Raw genomic sequence first — 15,294 nt, 5'->3', positions numbered from 1 at the left:
ACTATCAAGCTGTCAGTGCGTAACGTCACGAAACGGACAGGACTTTGACCCCCAGGTTTGCCTGGACAGCCACGTTGACCTGCGGAGATATCCCCGCAGAGGGAGATAGGTCACATCCTGGGGGAGATTGGATCACAAATCGGCCCGGTGTTCGGAGTTTTCTCGAACACCGGGCCGTGGCGTCACGGTGGGTTCCGTGACGGTCACTCAGGGGTCACTCGGGGGCCGTACGGTGGCTCAGCTCAGGCGCTCGATGACCATCGCCATGCCCTGACCGCCGCCGACGCACATCGTCTCCAGACCGAACTGCTTGTCGTGGAACTGGAGGGAGTTGATGAGCGTGCCGGTGATGCGGGCGCCGGTCATGCCGAAGGGGTGGCCGACGGCGATGGCGCCGCCGTTCACGTTCAGCTTCTCCAGCGGGATGTTCAGGTCGCGGTAGGAGGGGATCACCTGGGCGGCGAACGCCTCGTTGATCTCGACCAGGTCGATGTCGTCGATGGTCAGGCCGGCACGGCGCAGGGCCTGCTGCGAGGCCTCCACCGGGCCGAGGCCCATGATCTCGGGGGAGAGGCCGGTGACGCCGGTCGACACGATCCGGGCGAGCGGGGTGAGGCCGAGCTCGCGGGCCTTGGTGTCGGACATGATGATCACGGCGGCCGCGCCGTCGTTCAGCGGGCAGCAGTTGCCGGCCGTGACCAGGCCGTCGGGGCGGAAGACCGGCTTCAGGCCCGCCACGCCCTCCAGGGTGACGCCGGCGCGCGGGCCGTCGTCCTTGCTGACGACCGTGCCGTCGGGGAGGGTCACCGGGGTGATCTCGCGCTCCCAGAAGCCGTTCTTGATGGATTCCTCGGCGAGGTTCTGGGAGCGGACGCCGAACTCGTCCATGTCCTGGCGGGTGACGCCCTTGGCGCGGGCCAGGTTCTCGGCGGTCTGGCCCATCGCGATGTACGGGTCGGGGACCAGGCCGTCCTCGCGCGGGTCGTGCCAGGTGGAGCCCTCGGACGCGGCCGTGGCGGCGGTACGGGCCTGCGCCTCGGCGAACAGCGGGTTCATGGTGTCCGGGAGGCCGTCCGAGCTGCCCTTGGCGAACCGGGAGACCATCTCGACACCGGCCGAGATGAACACGTCGCCCTCGCCGGCCTTGATGGCGTGCAGCGCCATGCGGCTGGTCTGGAGGGACGAGGAACAGTAACGGGTGATCGTGCAGCCGGGGAGGTGGTCCATGCCCATCTGTACGGCGACGATCCGGCCGAGGTTGTAGCCCTGCTCGCCGCCGGGGAGGCCGCAGCCGAGCATCAGGTCGTCGATGTCCTTCGGGTCCAGCTCGGGGACCTTGGCGAGGGCGGCCTGGATGATCGTCGCGGTGAGGTCGTCGGGGCGCAGGTCCTTCAGGGAGCCCTTGACGGCACGGCCGATCGGGGAACGGGCGGTCGAGACGATGACGGCTTCGGGCATCTCACGGCTCCAGAGGGAAGGGGCGGCGCGTAGCGCCTCGTTGAGGGGTGGTGGTCGGGCGACGGGTGGGCGCGGGGACTGGCAGGGCTGCTTGGGAAGTTACCCGCACGTATGTCATCGGTCACCGGTACCGCGGTGTGACACTGGCCGCACTTTCTAAGCGCTTGCTTTTTCGGTGTCGAGGGGGTGCGTGGGTCCGTGCGGGCGCGTGGGGTCTGGTCGCGCAGTTCCGCGCCCCTTCGGGGCACGTCGTAGCTGCGGGCAGTCGCGCCGCCGGGCCGTCGGGGAGGGTGGGCGCCGCGGCACAATGCCGGCGCCGGCAAGCGCCCCCCGCCCCAGCTCACCGCCTCCCCGGCATGCCCCCCTCGGGGCGCACCGCTTCCCCTCCGCCCTAGTCGGTCGTGCCCGCCCTCGACCTCGCCTCCTCGGAAGCCGAGTCGGCCGGGAGGGCGGGCGGCTCGTCGACCTGGTGGCGCCGGCGGCGCTTCAGCAGGGCCCACGGTCCCCGCGGCCCCGTCGGCATCGCCGCCGTGACCTCCGTGCCGGCCTCGGCCGCCGCCTCCGCCGCAGCGCGGGCGACCGGGAGGAAACCCTCGCGGCGGGTGACGTCGGGGCGCTCCTCCTCGTCCGGCCACAGGCCGAGGGCCGCGCAGACCGTGGGGAGCACCGCCATCGCCGCGGTGGCGTAGCCCTCCGCCGAGGGGTGGTAGTTGTCGGGGCCGAAGAGCTCGCGGGGGTTCGCGGCGAACTCGGGGCCCAGTAGGTCGCCCAGCGACACCGTGCGGCCGCCCTGCTCGACCGTGCCGATCGTCTGGGCCGCCGCCAGCTGGCGCGACGCCCGCCGGGCCAGCCAGCGCAACGGCTGTCGTACCGGCTCGATCGTGCCCAGGTCGGGGCAGGTGCCGACCACGACCTCCGCGCCCGCCGTGCGCAGCCGGCGGACCGCTGCCGAGAGGTGGCGCACCGAGCGGGTCGGCGGCATGCGGCGGGTGACGTCGTTCGCGCCGATCATGATCACGCAGACGTCGGGGGCCGGCGAGGCCGAGCCCAGGACCAGCGCCACCTGGCGGTCCAGGTCGTCGGACTGGGCGCCGGGCAGCGCCACGTTGGTGAACTCGACCGGGCGTTCCGCCACCGCCGCGAGGCCCGACGCCAGCAGCGCGCCCGGCGTCTGCGCGGCCCGGTGCACCCCCTGCCCCGCGGCCGTGGAGTCGCCGAGCATCGTCAGGCGCAGCGGAGGCTCACCGGTGCCGTACGCGTCGCCGTAGCGGCCGTCCGCCATCGGCACCCGGCCGCCGCTGTTGCCGTTGCCCACCCGGGTCCTGGCCATCCGCACCTCGGCCAGCACCAGGCCCACCGCGGCCGCGCCGACCAGCCCGACCCCGCCTCCGCCGTACGCCGCCCCGGCCGCGATCCGCCGGGCCACCCGTGCCCTAGACATGCTCGACATACGTCGCCGCCACCTCCTCGTTGCCCGTACATCCACTCCTTGCCCCGTACTGGCCGTCCGCCAATCTCAACAGGGAGTGAACCTCCGGAGCGGGCCTTAGGCTGGCCGCACCACCAGGACCACTTCTTTTGAAAGCAACCGGAGACAACGGTGCGATTCCACGACTCGATGATCAGCCTCGTCGGCAACACCCCGCTGCTGAGGCTCAACAGCGTCACCCAGGGCATCCAGGCCACCGTGCTCGCCAAGGTCGAGTACTTCAACCCGGGCGGTTCCGTGAAGGACCGCATCGCCCTGCGGATGATCGAGGCCGCCGAGAAGAGCGGGGAGCTTCGCCCTGGCGGGACCATTGTCGAGCCGACCAGCGGAAACACCGGGGTGGGCCTGGCGATCGTGGCCCAGCAGAAGGGGTACAAGTGCATCTTCGTGTGCCCCGACAAGGTCAGCACCGACAAGATCAACGTGCTGCGTGCGTACGGCGCCGAGGTCGTCGTCTGCCCCACCGCCGTCGACCCCGAGCACCCGGACTCGTACTACAACGTCTCCGACCGGCTCGTCCGGGAGACCCCCGGCGCCTGGAAGCCGGACCAGTACTCCAACCCCAACAACCCCCTGTCGCACTATCACTCGACCGGCCCCGAGCTGTGGGAGCAGACGGAGGGGAAGATCACCCATTTCGTGGCGGGCGTGGGGACCGGCGGCACCATCTCCGGTACCGGCCGCTATCTGAAGGACGCCAGCGACGGCCGGGTCCAGGTCATCGGCGCGGACCCGGAGGGTTCCGTGTACTCCGGCGGGTCGGGGCGGCCGTACCTCGTCGAGGGCGTCGGTGAGGACTTCTGGCCGACCGCCTACGACCGGACCGTCGCTGACGAGATCGTCGCCGTGTCCGACAAGGACTCCTTCCAGATGACCCGGCGGCTGGCCAAGGAGGAGGGCCTCCTGGTCGGCGGCTCCTGCGGCATGGCGGTCGTGGCCGCGCTGCGGGTCGCCGAGCGGCTGGGCCCGGACGACGTGGTGGTCGTCCTCCTCCCGGACAGCGGCCGCGGCTACCTCAGCAAGATCTTCAACGACGAGTGGATGGCCGACTACGGCTTCCTGGAGGACGAGGGTCCCAGCGCCCGCGTCGCCGACGTGCTCAGCGACAAGGCCGGCGGCTCCATCCCGTCCCTCGTCCACATGCACCCGGAGGAGACCGTCGGGGAGGCCATCGAGGTGCTGCGCGAGTACGGCGTCTCGCAGATGCCGGTCGTCAAGCCGGGCGCCGGGCACCCGGACGTGATGGCCGCCGAGGTCGTCGGCTCGGTCGTCGAACGGGAGCTGCTCGACGCGCTGTTCAGCAAGCGGGCCTCCCTGGAGGATCCGCTGGAGAAGCACATGAGCGCGCCGCTGCCGCAGGTCGGCTCCGGCGAGCCGGTCGGCGACCTGATGTCGGTGCTGGGCGCGGCGGACGCGGCGATCGTCCTCGTCGAGGGCAAGCCCAAGGGCGTCGTCAGCCGGCAGGACCTGCTGGCCTTTCTCGCCAAGGGCGGCAAGCACTAGCGAACGTCCGGTGAACTGCCCGTGACACCGGGGAACTTACGGTCTCCTGTCCAAGCGGTGGACTTCGCGGAAGTGGTACGAGCGTGTCACGTCCACGCAGCACACACTTAACACGGGTCCGGCACATTGGTGGGTGTCGGCAGGGCGGGAGCGGCTCCCCGCCCCGGCCGGCACCGAACGTCCAAGGACCTCCGGAGCGGCTCCCGGACCTCCATGGACGCTTGGACGTGAGACCCGGCCCTGACCCGGTCCATGTCCCTCGCGGGGACCGCCGTCGTCCCGCCCCCCGGTAACGGGGGTGCGGCGGTCCCCGCGCATTACTTTTCCCGGCCCGGCCCGGCTCAGCCGGTCGTCGCCCAGCTCCCCAGCAGCGCAAGCCGTTCCGCCGTCTCCGAGCCCCGTTCCGGGGTGTACGCGACGAGGGTCTGGTCCGGGGCCGTCGGGACCGTGAGGGTCTCGTAGGGGAGGACGAGCAGTCCGGCGACCGGGTGCTGGATGCGCTTCACGCCGTACGCGCACACCTTGACCTCGTGGTCCGCCCACAGCCGGCGGAAGTCCGCGCTCTTCAGGGAGAGTTCGCCGATCAGCGCGGCCATGCGGGGGTCGTCGGGGTGGCGGCCCGCGTCGATCCGCAGATTGGCGACGGTCTGGGCGGCGGCGGCCGCCCAGTCGGGGTAGAAGTCCGCGGCCGCCGGGTCCAGGAACACATGGCGCGGGATGTTGCGCTCGGCCGGGGCCAGCCTGCTGAAGCCGTTCACCGCGTCGCCGAGCGCGTTCCAGGCGAGCACGTCCATCCGGCGGCCCAGCACGAACGCCGGCGTCCGGTCCATGCCGTCCAGCAGCAGCTGCACACCAAGGCGCACCAGCGGGCCGGCCGGGCGGACGGTGCCCTTGCGGCCGGGGCGGGCCACCGTCCGCAGATAGGCGTGCTCGGTCTCGTCCAGGCGCAGCACCCGGGCGATCGCGTCCAGCACCGCGTCCGAGACTCCCCCGGACTTCGTCCGGGCGGGGCCCCCGGGCCCCCTGCCCTGCTCAAGCCGGATGTAGTAGTCGACACTCACGCCCGCCAGCTGCGCCACTTCCTCCCGGCGCAGGCCCGGCACGCGGCGCCGCCCGTGCGAGGGCAGCCCCACCTCCTCGGGCCGGATCCGGGCGCGGCGCGAACGCAGAAAGTCTCCGAGATCCCCGTCCATGGCTTCGATCGTAGAGGAGCGGCCCCTTCCCAGCCTGGTTCTGCCAGACCCAGGAAAAACGCATCCCTGGGTAGGGCGCCCGGATCCGGCGAGGGTGGAGACCAGCCACCGGGGCCTGCCCGGCGGCACTGACCAGGGAGTACCTCATGTCGTACGACAACCTGTCCGGCCGTACCGCGGTCGTCACCGGAGCCGCCAGCGGGATCGGGGCGGCCGTCGCCCTGCGGCTCGCCGAGTCGGGCGCCCGGGTGGCGCTGCTCGCCCGGCGCGCGGACCGGCTGGAGACCGTCGTGGCGAAGATCCGGGCGAACGGCGGTCAGGCCCTCGCCGTCACCGCCGACGTCACCGACGACGCGTCCGTGCAGGCGGCGGCGGACGCGGTGCACGCGGCCCACGGCACCGTCGACCTCGTCGTCAACAACGCCGGTGTGATGCTGCCCCACCCGATCGACGACGGCCGGCTCGACGAGTGGCAGCGCATGATCGACATTAACGTCACCGGTGTGCTGCGGGTGCTGCGGGCCTTCACCGGGGACCTGGTGGAAGCCGCGGCGCAGGGCCGCACCGCCGATCTCGTCAATGTGTCGTCCGTCGGCGCGCACGCCGTCTTCCCCACCTACGCGGTGTACGGCGCCACCAAGGCCGCCGTCACCCATCTCTCGCAGCTGCTGCGCGCCGAGTTCGGGCCGCGTGACGTGCGGGTCACCAATGTCGAGCCGGGGCTGACGGAGACCGAACTGGCCGACCACATCGGGTCGGCCGAACTGCGGGAGCAACTGGGCGGCATGGTCGAGGGAATGGGCTCGCTGGCCGCCGAGGACATCGCCGACCTGGTGGGCTATGTGACGAGCCGGCCCCGCCACGTCAACCTGCGGCAGGTCGTCGTCCTGCCGACCCGGCAGGTGTGACCCGCGGGGTCGCGGGTCAGTCCTCGCGGTCGGAGCGGCGGAACACGCCCGGGTTGAAGCGGACCGCCTGGGCCATGTTCACGCCGACGATGCCGAGCCAGGTGGCGATCAGGCCGGTCGTGCCGCCGAACGTGCCGCCGAGCGCCGACAGCGGGACCGCCAGCACCAGCGAGACGATCGCGAAACCGAACCGCTCTCCCCAGGAGTCGGTACCCTTGCCGCGCCGCGCGCCCCGGGCCACCTGGAGCTGCTGCTCGGCCAGGGTCCTGCGCAGCCGGCGCTCCACCGCGCCGTCGATGCGCTGGTCGATCTTCTCCAGGAAGGAGTCGGCCAGTTCCGACTCGTACTCGGGTCCCAGTTCCCTGCGGGCGTGCAGGGTGGCGGCGAGTTCCTTCTTCAGGTCGGTGTCATGCGCGTCCGTCATGGAGCCCACGGTAGGGAGCCGGGGCGCCCGGCGCACTGGGGTAAGCCCCCGCACTTCTCCGGGGGCCCGCCCTCAGGGCAGCAGCGACACCAGCCCGCTGTCCAGGTCGAACCGTGCCGCGACCACCGACGCCCCCGCGAACGCGGGATCCGCCCGGATAGCGTCCCGCACCCAGGCCGTGTGCGCCCGTATGGTGTGCTCGGCCCAGTCGCCGGGCAGCGCCCTGGTGCGGCGGGCGGCCGGGGTGATCTCCTCGACGAGGAGTTCCAGATGACCGGGGACGGCTGCGCCGGTGCGCAGCCGGCCGAGCGTGGCGGCGACGGCCCCGCAGCGCTCGTGGCCGAGCACCATGACCAGCGGGACGCGCAGTTCCTCCACGCCGTACTGGATCGAACCGAGCACGGCCTCGTCCAGCACCTGTCCGGCCGTCCTTATGCACAGCAGGTCGCCGAGGCCCTGGTCGAAGACCAGCTCGGGGACGACCCGGGAGTCGATGCAGCCGAGGACGACGGCGAACGGGTGCTGTCCGCCGGCCAGCAGCCGGCGGTGGCCGACGATGTCGTGCGGGCGGCGCGGGCGGCCGGCCGCGTACCGCCGGTTGCCGGCGAGGAGTTCGTCCAGTGCGGCGGTGGCGGTGGCGGGAGCGGGGGAGTGCGGTCGGCCGGTGCCGGCCGTCGCCGGGGTGGGGGCGACGGTCAGCGCGCCGACGGCGGTGGCGGTTGCGGTGGCGGTCAGAAAGGCCCTGCGGTTCGAGGCCATGACGCTTCCTCAGAGTTCACAGAGTTCAGGTGCGGTGCTGTTGGCACTTCCTCACCGTAAGCAAACGTCCGGTCACTCCGCGTGCCTGTTTGCGGACATTTGGTACTTCCGTCATCAGGTCATCGATCTTGCTGTACGCCTTCGTGATCAGGCCAGCCCGTGCTCCTTGGCGTACGCGGCCGCCACGTCCTCCGGGTCCTTCTTGTCGTTGTCGACCTGGCTGTTGAGCTGGGTGAGCTGCTCGGTGGTGAGGACGTTGCCGAGCCGGGCGAGGGCCTTGCGGACCGTGTCGTCGGCCTTGCGGTCGGCGATCAGCGGGACGATGTGCTGGCTGGGGATCAGGTTCTTGGGGTCGGTCAGCACCACCCAGTCGTTGGCCGCGATGTCGGTGTCGGTGGTGAACAGGTTCGCCACGTCCACGTCGCCCTTCTTCAACGCGCCCTTGACCAGCGGCCCGTCGGAATCCAGCGACTTGAACTCCTTGAACTCGACGCCGTACACCTCCTGCAGCCCTACCGTGCCGATCCGCCGCTTCTTCACCTCGGCCGCCGCGCCGATGACCAGTTCGCCGTTCGCCTTGGCCAGGTCGGCGAGGGAGGTCAGACCGTACTTCCGCGCGGTCGCCCGGGTGACGACGAAGCAGTCGGAGTCGGCCGCCTGCCCGTAGCCCAGTACCTGGAGGCCGCTGGGCAGCGCCAGGGTGAGCGCGTTCTGGATGGTGCCCGGCTCGTCGGAGGTGTCCTTCGGAGCGAGGTAGTTGAGGAGGGAGCCCTGGTACTCGGGGAGCAGGTCGATGTCGCCCGCCTTGAGCGCGGGGATCACGATCTCCCGGGTGCCGAGGTTCGGGCGGACCTTCACCTTCACGCCGGCCTTCTGGAGCACGGCCGCGTAGAGGTAGCCGAGCACCTGGTTCTCGGTGTAGTTGGCGGTGCCGATGGTGATTCCGCCCTTGCTGGAGCCGCCGCCGGCGGTCGAACCGCTCTGCTCGTTCAGGGAGGTGATGCCGCTGGAGCAGGCGGCGAGGGCGGGGACGGAGGCCGCTGCGAACAGGCCGCCGAGGAGAGTGCGTCGGTTCATCGAGGGGTCCCTAGGAAGTGCGGGTGGGGGTGCCCCCGCGCGAGGTTGTTCGAGCGTGGGGGAGGAAGAGGAAGCGCTGGAGGCTGCTCAGCAGCAGGTCCAGGACGATGGCGACGACCGCGACCAGCACCGCGCCGCCGAGCACCTGGACGAGGTCGCGCTGGGCGAGTCCGTCGAAGACGTAGCGGCCGAGGCCGCCGAAGGAGACGTACGCGGCGACGGTGGCCGTGGCCACGACCTGGATGAGCGCGAGGCGCAGGCCCGTCATGATCAGGGGCAGCGCCAGCGGCAGTTCGACCTGGAAGAGGACCTGGTGGCCGCGCATGCCCTGGCCGCGGGCGGCGTCGCGGACGTCCGGGTCGACGGCCGTCATCCCGGCGTAGGTGTTGGTGACGATCGCCGGCACGGCGAGGGCGACCAGCGCCACGTACACCGGCAGCATCGACAGACCGCCGGCCAGGAAGACCAGGACGACCAGACCGACGGTGGGCAGCGCGCGGCCGAAGGACGCCAGGTTGATGGCGACGAACGCGCCCTTGCCGGTGTGGCCGATCAGCAGGCCGATCGGGAGGCCGATCGCGGCGGCGATCAGGGTCGCGAGCAGCGAGTACTGGAGGTGCTCGGCGAGCCGGTGGGCGATGCCGTCCGGGCCGGCCCACTGGGAGCCGCTGGTCAGCCAGGTGCCGAGGTTCTTGAACAGCTCGTACATCTCAGGCTCGCCTCCTGCGCCACGGGGTGAGGACGTACTGGAGGGCCACCAGCAGGGCGTCGGCGACCACCGCGAGCAGGATCGTGAGCACCACGCCCGCGATCACCGGGGTCGGGAAGTCGCGCTGGAAGCCGTCGGTGAAGAGCTGGCCGAGCCCGCCGTCGCCGATGTAGGTGGCGACGCTCACCAGCGAGATGGACATGACCGTGGCGATCCGGACGCCCGCCATGATCACCGGGAGGGCCAGCGGGAACTCGACCGTGAGGAGGGTGCGCAGCGGGCGGGTGCCCATCGCCTTGGCCGCCTCCTTGGTCTTCGCCGGGACCGAGTCCAGCCCCTCGACCGTGTTCCGCAGCAGCACCACCAGCGTGTAGACGGTGAGGCCGATGACCGTGGTGGTGCGGGTCAGGCCGCTGATCGGCAGCAGCAGGACGAAGATCGCGATCGACGGGATCGTGAAGAGCACGTTCGACAGGCCGAGCAGGAAGCCGCGCAGGGGGCGGACCCGGTGGGCGAGCACCGCGAGCGGCAGGGAGATCAGCAGGCCGAGGAAGACGGCGGTCATCGCGGCCTGGAGGTGGGAGAGCGTGAGGCTGGTGAGGTCGTCGGTGTGGTCGGCTATCCACGACCAGTCGATGGTCATGCGGCCACCACCCGGGCCTCGGTGTGGGCCTGACCGGCGTGGAGGTGGATGTCGTCGCGCGACGAGACGCCGGTGAGGACGCCCTGCGCGTCGACCCGGGCGACGAGCCCGGTGGGGGAGGCGATCGACTCGCCGATGGCCGCCAGCAGGGAGTCGTCGTCCCCGAGCGGCCGTACGGGGAGTTCGGCGTCCTTCGACGCCCAGTGCAGGGGCTTGCCCGCCGCGTCGAGTACGAGGGTCCAGTCCCCGTGGGGCGCCGGGCCCTGCGGGACGTCGGCCAGGGTCTTCAGGGACAGCAGCTTCAGTCCCCTTTCCGCGCCGAGGAAGTCGGCCACGAAGTCGTCCGCGGGCCGGGCCAGCAGCTCGGCCGGTGGCGCGCACTGGACGAGGTGGCCGCCGGTACGGAAGATCGCGATACGGTCGCCGAGCCGTACGGCCTCATCGACGTCGTGCGTGACGAAGACGATGGTCTTGTTCAACTCCTTCTGAAGGCGCAGGAGTTCGTCTTGGAGCTGGGTTCGCACCACCGGGTCGACCGCGCCGAACGGCTCGTCCATCAGGAGTACCGGCGGGTCGGCGGCGAGCGCGCGGGCCACGCCGACGCGCTGCTGCTGGCCGCCGGAGAGCTGGTGCGGGTAGCGCTTGCCGGCGTCGGCGGCCAGGCCCACGGTCTCCAGGAGTTCGGCGGCGCGGGCGCGGGCCTTCTTCCGGTTCCAGCCGAGCAGCAGCGGGACGGTGGCGATGTTGTCGAGCACCGTGCGGTGCGGGAAGAGCCCGGCCTGCTGGATGACGTACCCGATGGAGCGGCGCAGTTCGGCCGCGTCCTGTTCGAGGACGTCCTTGCCGCCGACCCGGATGGTGCCGGAGGTCGGATCGACCATCCGGTTGATCATCCGCAGGGTGGTGGTCTTGCCGCAACCGGAGGAGCCGACCAGGACGGTCACCCCGCCCTCCGGCATCTCCAGGGAGAGATCGTGGACTGCTGTCGTGCCGTTGGGGAAGCGCTTGTGGACCGCGTCGAACTGGATCATGAGATGTCCCTTGCCCGGCTGTATAACGTCATGCAGAGTTCTTCGTAGGTGAATAGCTTGTCAACGGTCTGGCGTTAATCCGAGGTAACGGATGACCGCAAGGCAAGATCGGATGTCCGGATTGAGGGGAGTTTGGGCGTGTTGTCGTCTCGCATCGTGGACACACCCGGAATAGCGCATTCCGGCCTGGTGATCCTCGACGGCATCGGAATGGGCGTCGAGGATGTCGTACGACTCGCCGACGGCGCCGCCCGGCCGGTCCCCGGCACGGACGGGATGCGGCGCGCGGACGCGTCCTGGAATGCCGCCCGGCAGATCGCCGCGACCGGGCGCGTCTACGGCCGTTCGACCGGCGTCGGCGCCAACCGGAACGAGGACGTGCCCACCGAGGCGGCCGCGGGGCACGGACTGCGGCTGCTGCGCAGCCATGCCGGGGCGATCGGCGAGGAGCTGCCCGCCCGGCAGGTGCGCGCGATGCTCGCGGTGCGGGCCAACCAGCTGCTGGCGGGCGGCGCGGGACTGCGGCCGAGCGTCGTCACCGCCCTGTGCGAGGCGCTGGAGTCGGGGGTCTACCCGGTCGTCAACGAGTTCGGCTCGGTCGGCACCGGGGACATCGCCGCGCTGGCCCAGGTGGGGCTGGCGCTGGCCGGGGAGCACCCCTGGCGGGGCGAGAAGGCCCCGGATCCCCAGCCGTTGGACAACAACGACGCCCTCGCCCTGATCAGCAGCAACGCCCTCACCCTCGGCCAGTCGGCGCTCGCCCTGCACGAGCTGCGCGGGCTGATCGAGGCCACCCAGGTCGTGGCGGCCCTGTCGCTGCTCGCCGTCGACGGGTCCCACGAGGCCTACGCGGCCCCCGTGCACGCGGCCCGCCCGCACCGGGGCAGTGTCGAGGTCGCCCGCCGCATGCGGGAGCTGATCGGCGCCGCCGACCGGCCCACCCCGCCGCTCGGCCGTATCCAGGACCCCTACGGCTTCCGCTGTCTGCCCCAGATCCACGGCCCGGCCCAGGACGCCGCCGACGCCCTGGAACAGGTGCTGGCGATCGAGATCAACGCGGCCGCCGAGAACCCCCTCATCTCGTCGGAGGATCTCGCCGCCTACCACCACGGCGGCTTCTACCAGGCCCAACTCGCCCTCGCGCTGGACCACTTCCGGCTCGCCGTCACCCAGGTCGCGCGCCTGTCCACCTCCCGGCTCTCCTCCCTCAACGAGCCCGCCTTCACCCGCCTGCGGCCCTTCCTCGCCGACCAGGAGGCCGCCTCCTCCGGCGTGATGATCCTGGAGTACGCCGCCGGCGCCGCCCTCGGCGATCTGCGCGCCTTCTCCGCGCCCGCCTCCCTCGGGCACGCTGTACTCTCCCGAGGCGTCGAGGAGCAGGCCAGTTTCGCCTCGCTCGCCGCCCGTCAAACGCTGCGCGCCTGCCGTGCGTACCGTCTGGTGGTCGGCTGCGAACTCGTCGCCGCCGTACGGGCGCTGCGCCAGCGCGACCTGAGTCCCGAACCCGGGCTCGGGGCGGGCCGGGCGCTGGAGCTCGCCGAGGCGGCGCTGGAGGCGGACCCGGCCGACCGGCCGCTCACGGACGACGTCACGACGGCGGCCGGGCTGCTCGACCGGTTCACGGACATCTGGAGGGGGAGCACGTCATGAACGTGACCGACAGCCCTGCGACTCGGTTGCAGGCGCTCTTCGAGGGGCACCGGCTGACGCCGACCCAGCGGCGCATCGCGCACAGCATGGTGCGGCGCGCCGCAGACGTGCCCTTCCTGTCCAGCGTGGAGCTGGCCGAACTGGCCGGGGTCAGCCAGCCGTCCGTGACCCGGTTCGCGGTCGCCCTCGGCTTCGACGGCTACCCGGCGCTGCGCAAGCACCTGCGCGAGGTGGTGCCCGCCGAACAGGCGGCCGGCAACGGGTCGTACAACGAGTACCAGCAGGCCGTCGAGGCCGAGATCGAGAACCTGCGGCACCTCGCCGAGGTGCTCGCCGACCCGCGTCCGGTGCAGCAGGCCGGCCGGGTGCTGGCCGCGTCCCGGCCGCTGCCGGTGCTCGGGCTGCGGGCGGCCGCCTCGCAGGCGTACGGCTTCGCCTACTTCGCCGCCAAGGTCCACCCGGACGTCCGGCTGCTCGACGAGGGCGGCACGATGATCCACGACCGTATCGACGCGGCCGTACGGGCGGGTGCGACGGCGCTGCTGTGCTTCGCGCTGCCCCGGCATCCGCGCGAGGTCGTGGACATCCTGGGCTATGCGAAGACGGCCGGGCTGACCGTCGTGACCGTCGCCGACTCCGCCTTCGCGCCCGTGGCCAAGGTCTCCGACCTGCTGCTGCCGGCCGCCGTCGGTACCGGGCTCGCCTTCGACACGGCGTGCGCGCCGATGCTGCTGGGCCGGGTGCTCCTGGAGGCGATGGCCGACGACCTGCCGGACGCGCAGGCCCGCCTGGAGGAGTTCGACGCGCGGGCGGCGGCCCGGGGGCTGTTCGTCGAATAGCCCGCTTTAAGACTCGTCTCACTTTCTGCGGTTAGCGTCCCGCCCTACGGACCGGACAGGCGAGGAGGCTGCGGACATGGCGCGTGCGGGACGAGGAGCACGGGGCGGACAGGGCTTGGCCCGGGTGGCCGTGGTCGTACGGGCCGGGGCCGCCCCGCTGTGGTGGTTCGGGGTGTTCGCGGCCGGGGTCGGCGTGCTGCCCGAGGGGATCACGGGGCGGCGGATCGGCGTCCTGGCCGGGGCCGCGCTGTTCATCGTCGGCGCCGTCGTCGTGGCGCTCACCCGCCGCAAGCGGTACACCGCGCTGCTGCGCGGGGCCGCCCGGGCCGGCAAGCACGACGTGCTCCAGGACCGGGCGGTGACCGTGCGCAACTGGCGCCGTGGGCACCGCTGGTGGCTGCTGCTGGCCTGCGCCGTGGCGCTCGGCAGCGCCTTCGCGGTGCCGGCCGCCGGCGGCATGCTGCTCGCCGGGACCGGCACCGGGCTGCGGCTGAAGGCTGCCTGGCTGGGCCGCCGGGAGCGGGCCGAGGAGCAGCTGGTGTGGCTGCGCGTCGACTGGCTCGACGGGCGCGGCGGCCGTCCGGCGGGCAAGGCCGTCAAGGCGTATCGAGGTACCGGCATCGCGGCGGGCGACGCGGCCCCGGGCGGGGCGCGCCGCCGCACCGCGGCACTGGTGTGAACCCGGGGCCCGGAGGTCAGACCTCCAGGTCCTCCTCTATGCGCTTCAGCTGGTGCCGGGCCATCGCCAGGTTGGACCGGGAGATGTCCAGGACCAGGTAGAGGAAGAGGCCGTTGCCGCCCCGGCCCTTGAGCAGCCGGATCAGGTGGTACTGGGTGGAGAGCGTGATCAGGATGTCCTCGATCTCGCCCTTGAGCCCCAGGTGCTCCATGGTGCGCATCTTGGCGCGGATCACGTCCGTGTTGCCGGCGGCGGCCACGTTGAGGTCGAAGGTCTTGCTGCCGCCCATCGTGCCCAGCGCCATCCCGCTGGTGTAGTCGACGAGCGCGACGCCGGTGGCGCCCTCGATGGAGGTGAGGGCCTCTTTCAGCGCGGTTTCGGTGTTGGCCATGACTTTCTGTTTCCTTTCAACTGTCGGTTGCGGTGCGCGCGTCGGTGGTGGTGCTGGTCCGTGGCGTGCGCGCGGTTCTGGTCCGTGTGGCTGGTGTGGTGCGGGCCGGGCGCAGGGCCTTGGCGGCGGCCTCGGCGGCGTCGACCAGCTCTCCGATGCGGGCGGCGGCCCGGCGGCCCTCCAGGTGCAGCCGGCCGACGTTCACCCGGTCCTCGGCGAGCAGGGCGAGTACGACGCTGCGGCCGGCCGCGTAGGTGGCGACATAGCCGTCCTCACCGCGTACCAGCAGCTCCCTGAGCTCGCCCTTGCCGGTGGCGTCGGAGACCCGCACGGCGACGCCGAGCTCGGCCGCGGTCAGGGCGGCGAGGCCCTCCGGGTCGACCCCCGGGCAGTCGTGCGCGACGACCAGGCCGTCCACGCCGGCCGCGAGGGCGCCGGTGAGCTGGGGCATCCGGGTGCGTAACCGGCGCAGTTCGTCGAGGACGGCCTCTCTGTCGGAGCTGCCGGGTTCTGCCGCCATCAGCTGTCTCCTCTCGGCGGG

The 15,294-nt window shown here is 71.9% G+C and carries 16 protein-coding genes; 5 read left to right on the top strand and 11 right to left on the bottom strand.

Annotated features, from left to right (window positions below; all coding sequences use genetic code 11):
- Positions 1–237: 237 nt before the first annotated feature.
- Both AB0D59_RS26355 and AB0D59_RS26350 read right to left on the bottom strand, forming a co-directional pair.
- Positions 238–1,458, bottom strand: a complete 1,221-nt coding sequence (locus AB0D59_RS26355; protein WP_362569972.1) for an acetyl-CoA C-acetyltransferase — start codon at positions 1,456–1,458, stop codon at positions 238–240.
- Positions 1,459–1,849: 391 nt separating this feature from the next.
- Positions 1,850–2,908 (bottom strand): SGNH/GDSL hydrolase family protein, encoded by a 1,059-nt coding sequence (locus AB0D59_RS26350; RefSeq protein ID WP_362569970.1) that lies wholly within the window; start codon positions 2,906–2,908, stop codon positions 1,850–1,852.
- A gap of 150 nt (positions 2,909–3,058) precedes the next feature.
- Here AB0D59_RS26350 and AB0D59_RS26345 point away from each other — a divergent pair, with 150 nt between their 5' ends.
- Entirely contained in the window at positions 3,059–4,450 is a 1,392-nt protein-coding gene (locus tag AB0D59_RS26345; RefSeq protein ID WP_351738794.1) for a cystathionine beta-synthase, read from the top strand.
- A 341-nt stretch (positions 4,451–4,791) separates the two neighbouring features.
- On the opposite strand, the gene AB0D59_RS26340 is transcribed toward AB0D59_RS26345, so the two are convergent.
- Entirely contained in the window at positions 4,792–5,643 is an 852-nt protein-coding gene (locus AB0D59_RS26340) for a helix-turn-helix transcriptional regulator (protein WP_362569967.1), read from the bottom strand.
- Between the two features lie 146 nt (positions 5,644–5,789).
- Between AB0D59_RS26340 and AB0D59_RS26335 the strand changes: the two genes are divergently transcribed.
- Complete coding sequence (locus tag AB0D59_RS26335; protein WP_362569964.1) at positions 5,790–6,551, top strand: SDR family oxidoreductase; 762 nt, start codon at positions 5,790–5,792, stop codon at positions 6,549–6,551.
- Between the two features lie 16 nt (positions 6,552–6,567).
- On the opposite strand, the gene AB0D59_RS26330 is transcribed toward AB0D59_RS26335, so the two are convergent.
- The 6 genes from AB0D59_RS26330 to AB0D59_RS26305 all read right to left on the bottom strand — a co-directional run bounded on the left by AB0D59_RS26330 (position 6,568) and on the right by AB0D59_RS26305 (position 11,194).
- The gene (locus AB0D59_RS26330; RefSeq protein ID WP_362569961.1) at positions 6,568–6,975 is read right to left on the bottom strand and encodes a hypothetical protein; all 408 of its coding nucleotides are present in this window, start codon (positions 6,973–6,975) and stop codon (positions 6,568–6,570) included.
- 72 nt (positions 6,976–7,047) lie between these two features.
- Positions 7,048–7,734, bottom strand: coding sequence for a carbonic anhydrase (locus tag AB0D59_RS26325; RefSeq protein WP_362569958.1), 687 nt, complete (start codon positions 7,732–7,734; stop codon positions 7,048–7,050).
- Positions 7,735–7,881: 147 nt separating this feature from the next.
- Complete coding sequence (locus AB0D59_RS26320) at positions 7,882–8,811, bottom strand: ABC transporter substrate-binding protein (RefSeq protein ID WP_362569955.1); 930 nt, start codon at positions 8,809–8,811, stop codon at positions 7,882–7,884.
- A gap of 10 nt (positions 8,812–8,821) precedes the next feature.
- Entirely contained in the window at positions 8,822–9,520 is a 699-nt protein-coding gene (locus AB0D59_RS26315) for an ABC transporter permease (protein WP_362569953.1), read from the bottom strand.
- Position 9,521: 1 nt separating this feature from the next.
- Positions 9,522–10,163, bottom strand: coding sequence for an ABC transporter permease (locus tag AB0D59_RS26310; RefSeq protein ID WP_362569951.1), 642 nt, complete (start codon positions 10,161–10,163; stop codon positions 9,522–9,524).
- Entirely contained in the window at positions 10,160–11,194 is a 1,035-nt protein-coding gene (locus tag AB0D59_RS26305) for an ABC transporter ATP-binding protein (RefSeq protein ID WP_362569948.1), read from the bottom strand. Before AB0D59_RS26305 ends, AB0D59_RS26310 begins: the two co-directional genes overlap by 4 nt.
- 141 nt (positions 11,195–11,335) lie before the next feature.
- On the opposite strand from AB0D59_RS26305, the gene AB0D59_RS26300 reads away from it, so the two are divergent.
- The 3 genes from AB0D59_RS26300 to AB0D59_RS26290 all read left to right on the top strand — a co-directional run bounded on the left by AB0D59_RS26300 (position 11,336) and on the right by AB0D59_RS26290 (position 14,362).
- Positions 11,336–12,844 (top strand): aromatic amino acid ammonia-lyase, encoded by a 1,509-nt coding sequence (locus AB0D59_RS26300; RefSeq protein WP_362570332.1) that lies wholly within the window; start codon positions 11,336–11,338, stop codon positions 12,842–12,844.
- The gene (locus AB0D59_RS26295) at positions 12,841–13,683 is read left to right on the top strand and encodes a MurR/RpiR family transcriptional regulator (protein ID WP_362569946.1); all 843 of its coding nucleotides are present in this window, start codon (positions 12,841–12,843) and stop codon (positions 13,681–13,683) included. Before AB0D59_RS26300 ends, AB0D59_RS26295 begins: the two co-directional genes overlap by 4 nt.
- Before the next feature lie 76 nt (positions 13,684–13,759).
- The gene (locus tag AB0D59_RS26290) at positions 13,760–14,362 is read left to right on the top strand and encodes a hypothetical protein (protein WP_362569943.1); all 603 of its coding nucleotides are present in this window, start codon (positions 13,760–13,762) and stop codon (positions 14,360–14,362) included.
- Positions 14,363–14,378: 16 nt separating this feature from the next.
- Here AB0D59_RS26290 and AB0D59_RS26285 read toward each other — a convergent pair whose 3' ends face one another.
- Both AB0D59_RS26285 and AB0D59_RS26280 read right to left on the bottom strand, forming a co-directional pair.
- Complete coding sequence (locus AB0D59_RS26285; protein WP_362569941.1) at positions 14,379–14,753, bottom strand: hypothetical protein; 375 nt, start codon at positions 14,751–14,753, stop codon at positions 14,379–14,381.
- A 16-nt stretch (positions 14,754–14,769) separates the two neighbouring features.
- The gene (locus AB0D59_RS26280) at positions 14,770–15,273 is read right to left on the bottom strand and encodes a roadblock/LC7 domain-containing protein (RefSeq protein ID WP_362569938.1); all 504 of its coding nucleotides are present in this window, start codon (positions 15,271–15,273) and stop codon (positions 14,770–14,772) included.
- Between the last annotated feature and the right edge of the window lie 21 nt (positions 15,274–15,294).

Source organism: Streptomyces sp. NPDC048417 (genome assembly GCF_040651615.1).
Classification (GTDB): Bacteria; Actinomycetota; Actinomycetes; order Streptomycetales; family Streptomycetaceae; genus Streptomyces.
Note: the sequence above shows the minus strand (reverse complement) of the source record. Positions and strands in the feature narration are given on the sequence as shown.

Coding starts and splice junctions, on each gene's coding strand:
- AB0D59_RS26285 (WP_362569941.1), bottom strand. CDS start 14,753: ATGGCCAACACCGAAACCGCGCTGAAAGAGGCCCTCACCTCCATCGAG.
- AB0D59_RS26335 (WP_362569964.1), top strand. CDS start 5,790: ATGTCGTACGACAACCTGTCCGGCCGTACCGCGGTCGTCACCGGAGCC.
- AB0D59_RS26330 (WP_362569961.1), bottom strand. CDS start 6,975: ATGACGGACGCGCATGACACCGACCTGAAGAAGGAACTCGCCGCCACC.
- AB0D59_RS26320 (WP_362569955.1), bottom strand. CDS start 8,811: ATGAACCGACGCACTCTCCTCGGCGGCCTGTTCGCAGCGGCCTCCGTC.
- AB0D59_RS26295 (WP_362569946.1), top strand. CDS start 12,841: ATGAACGTGACCGACAGCCCTGCGACTCGGTTGCAGGCGCTCTTCGAG.
- AB0D59_RS26315 (WP_362569953.1), bottom strand. CDS start 9,520: ATGTACGAGCTGTTCAAGAACCTCGGCACCTGGCTGACCAGCGGCTCC.
- AB0D59_RS26290 (WP_362569943.1), top strand. CDS start 13,760: ATGGCGCGTGCGGGACGAGGAGCACGGGGCGGACAGGGCTTGGCCCGG.
- AB0D59_RS26340 (WP_362569967.1), bottom strand. CDS start 5,643: ATGGACGGGGATCTCGGAGACTTTCTGCGTTCGCGCCGCGCCCGGATC.
- AB0D59_RS26280 (WP_362569938.1), bottom strand. CDS start 15,273: ATGGCGGCAGAACCCGGCAGCTCCGACAGAGAGGCCGTCCTCGACGAA.
- AB0D59_RS26310 (WP_362569951.1), bottom strand. CDS start 10,163: ATGACCATCGACTGGTCGTGGATAGCCGACCACACCGACGACCTCACC.
- AB0D59_RS26325 (WP_362569958.1), bottom strand. CDS start 7,734: ATGGCCTCGAACCGCAGGGCCTTTCTGACCGCCACCGCAACCGCCACC.
- AB0D59_RS26350 (WP_362569970.1), bottom strand. CDS start 2,908: ATGTCGAGCATGTCTAGGGCACGGGTGGCCCGGCGGATCGCGGCCGGG.
- AB0D59_RS26355 (WP_362569972.1), bottom strand. CDS start 1,458: ATGCCCGAAGCCGTCATCGTCTCGACCGCCCGTTCCCCGATCGGCCGT.
- AB0D59_RS26305 (WP_362569948.1), bottom strand. CDS start 11,194: ATGATCCAGTTCGACGCGGTCCACAAGCGCTTCCCCAACGGCACGACA.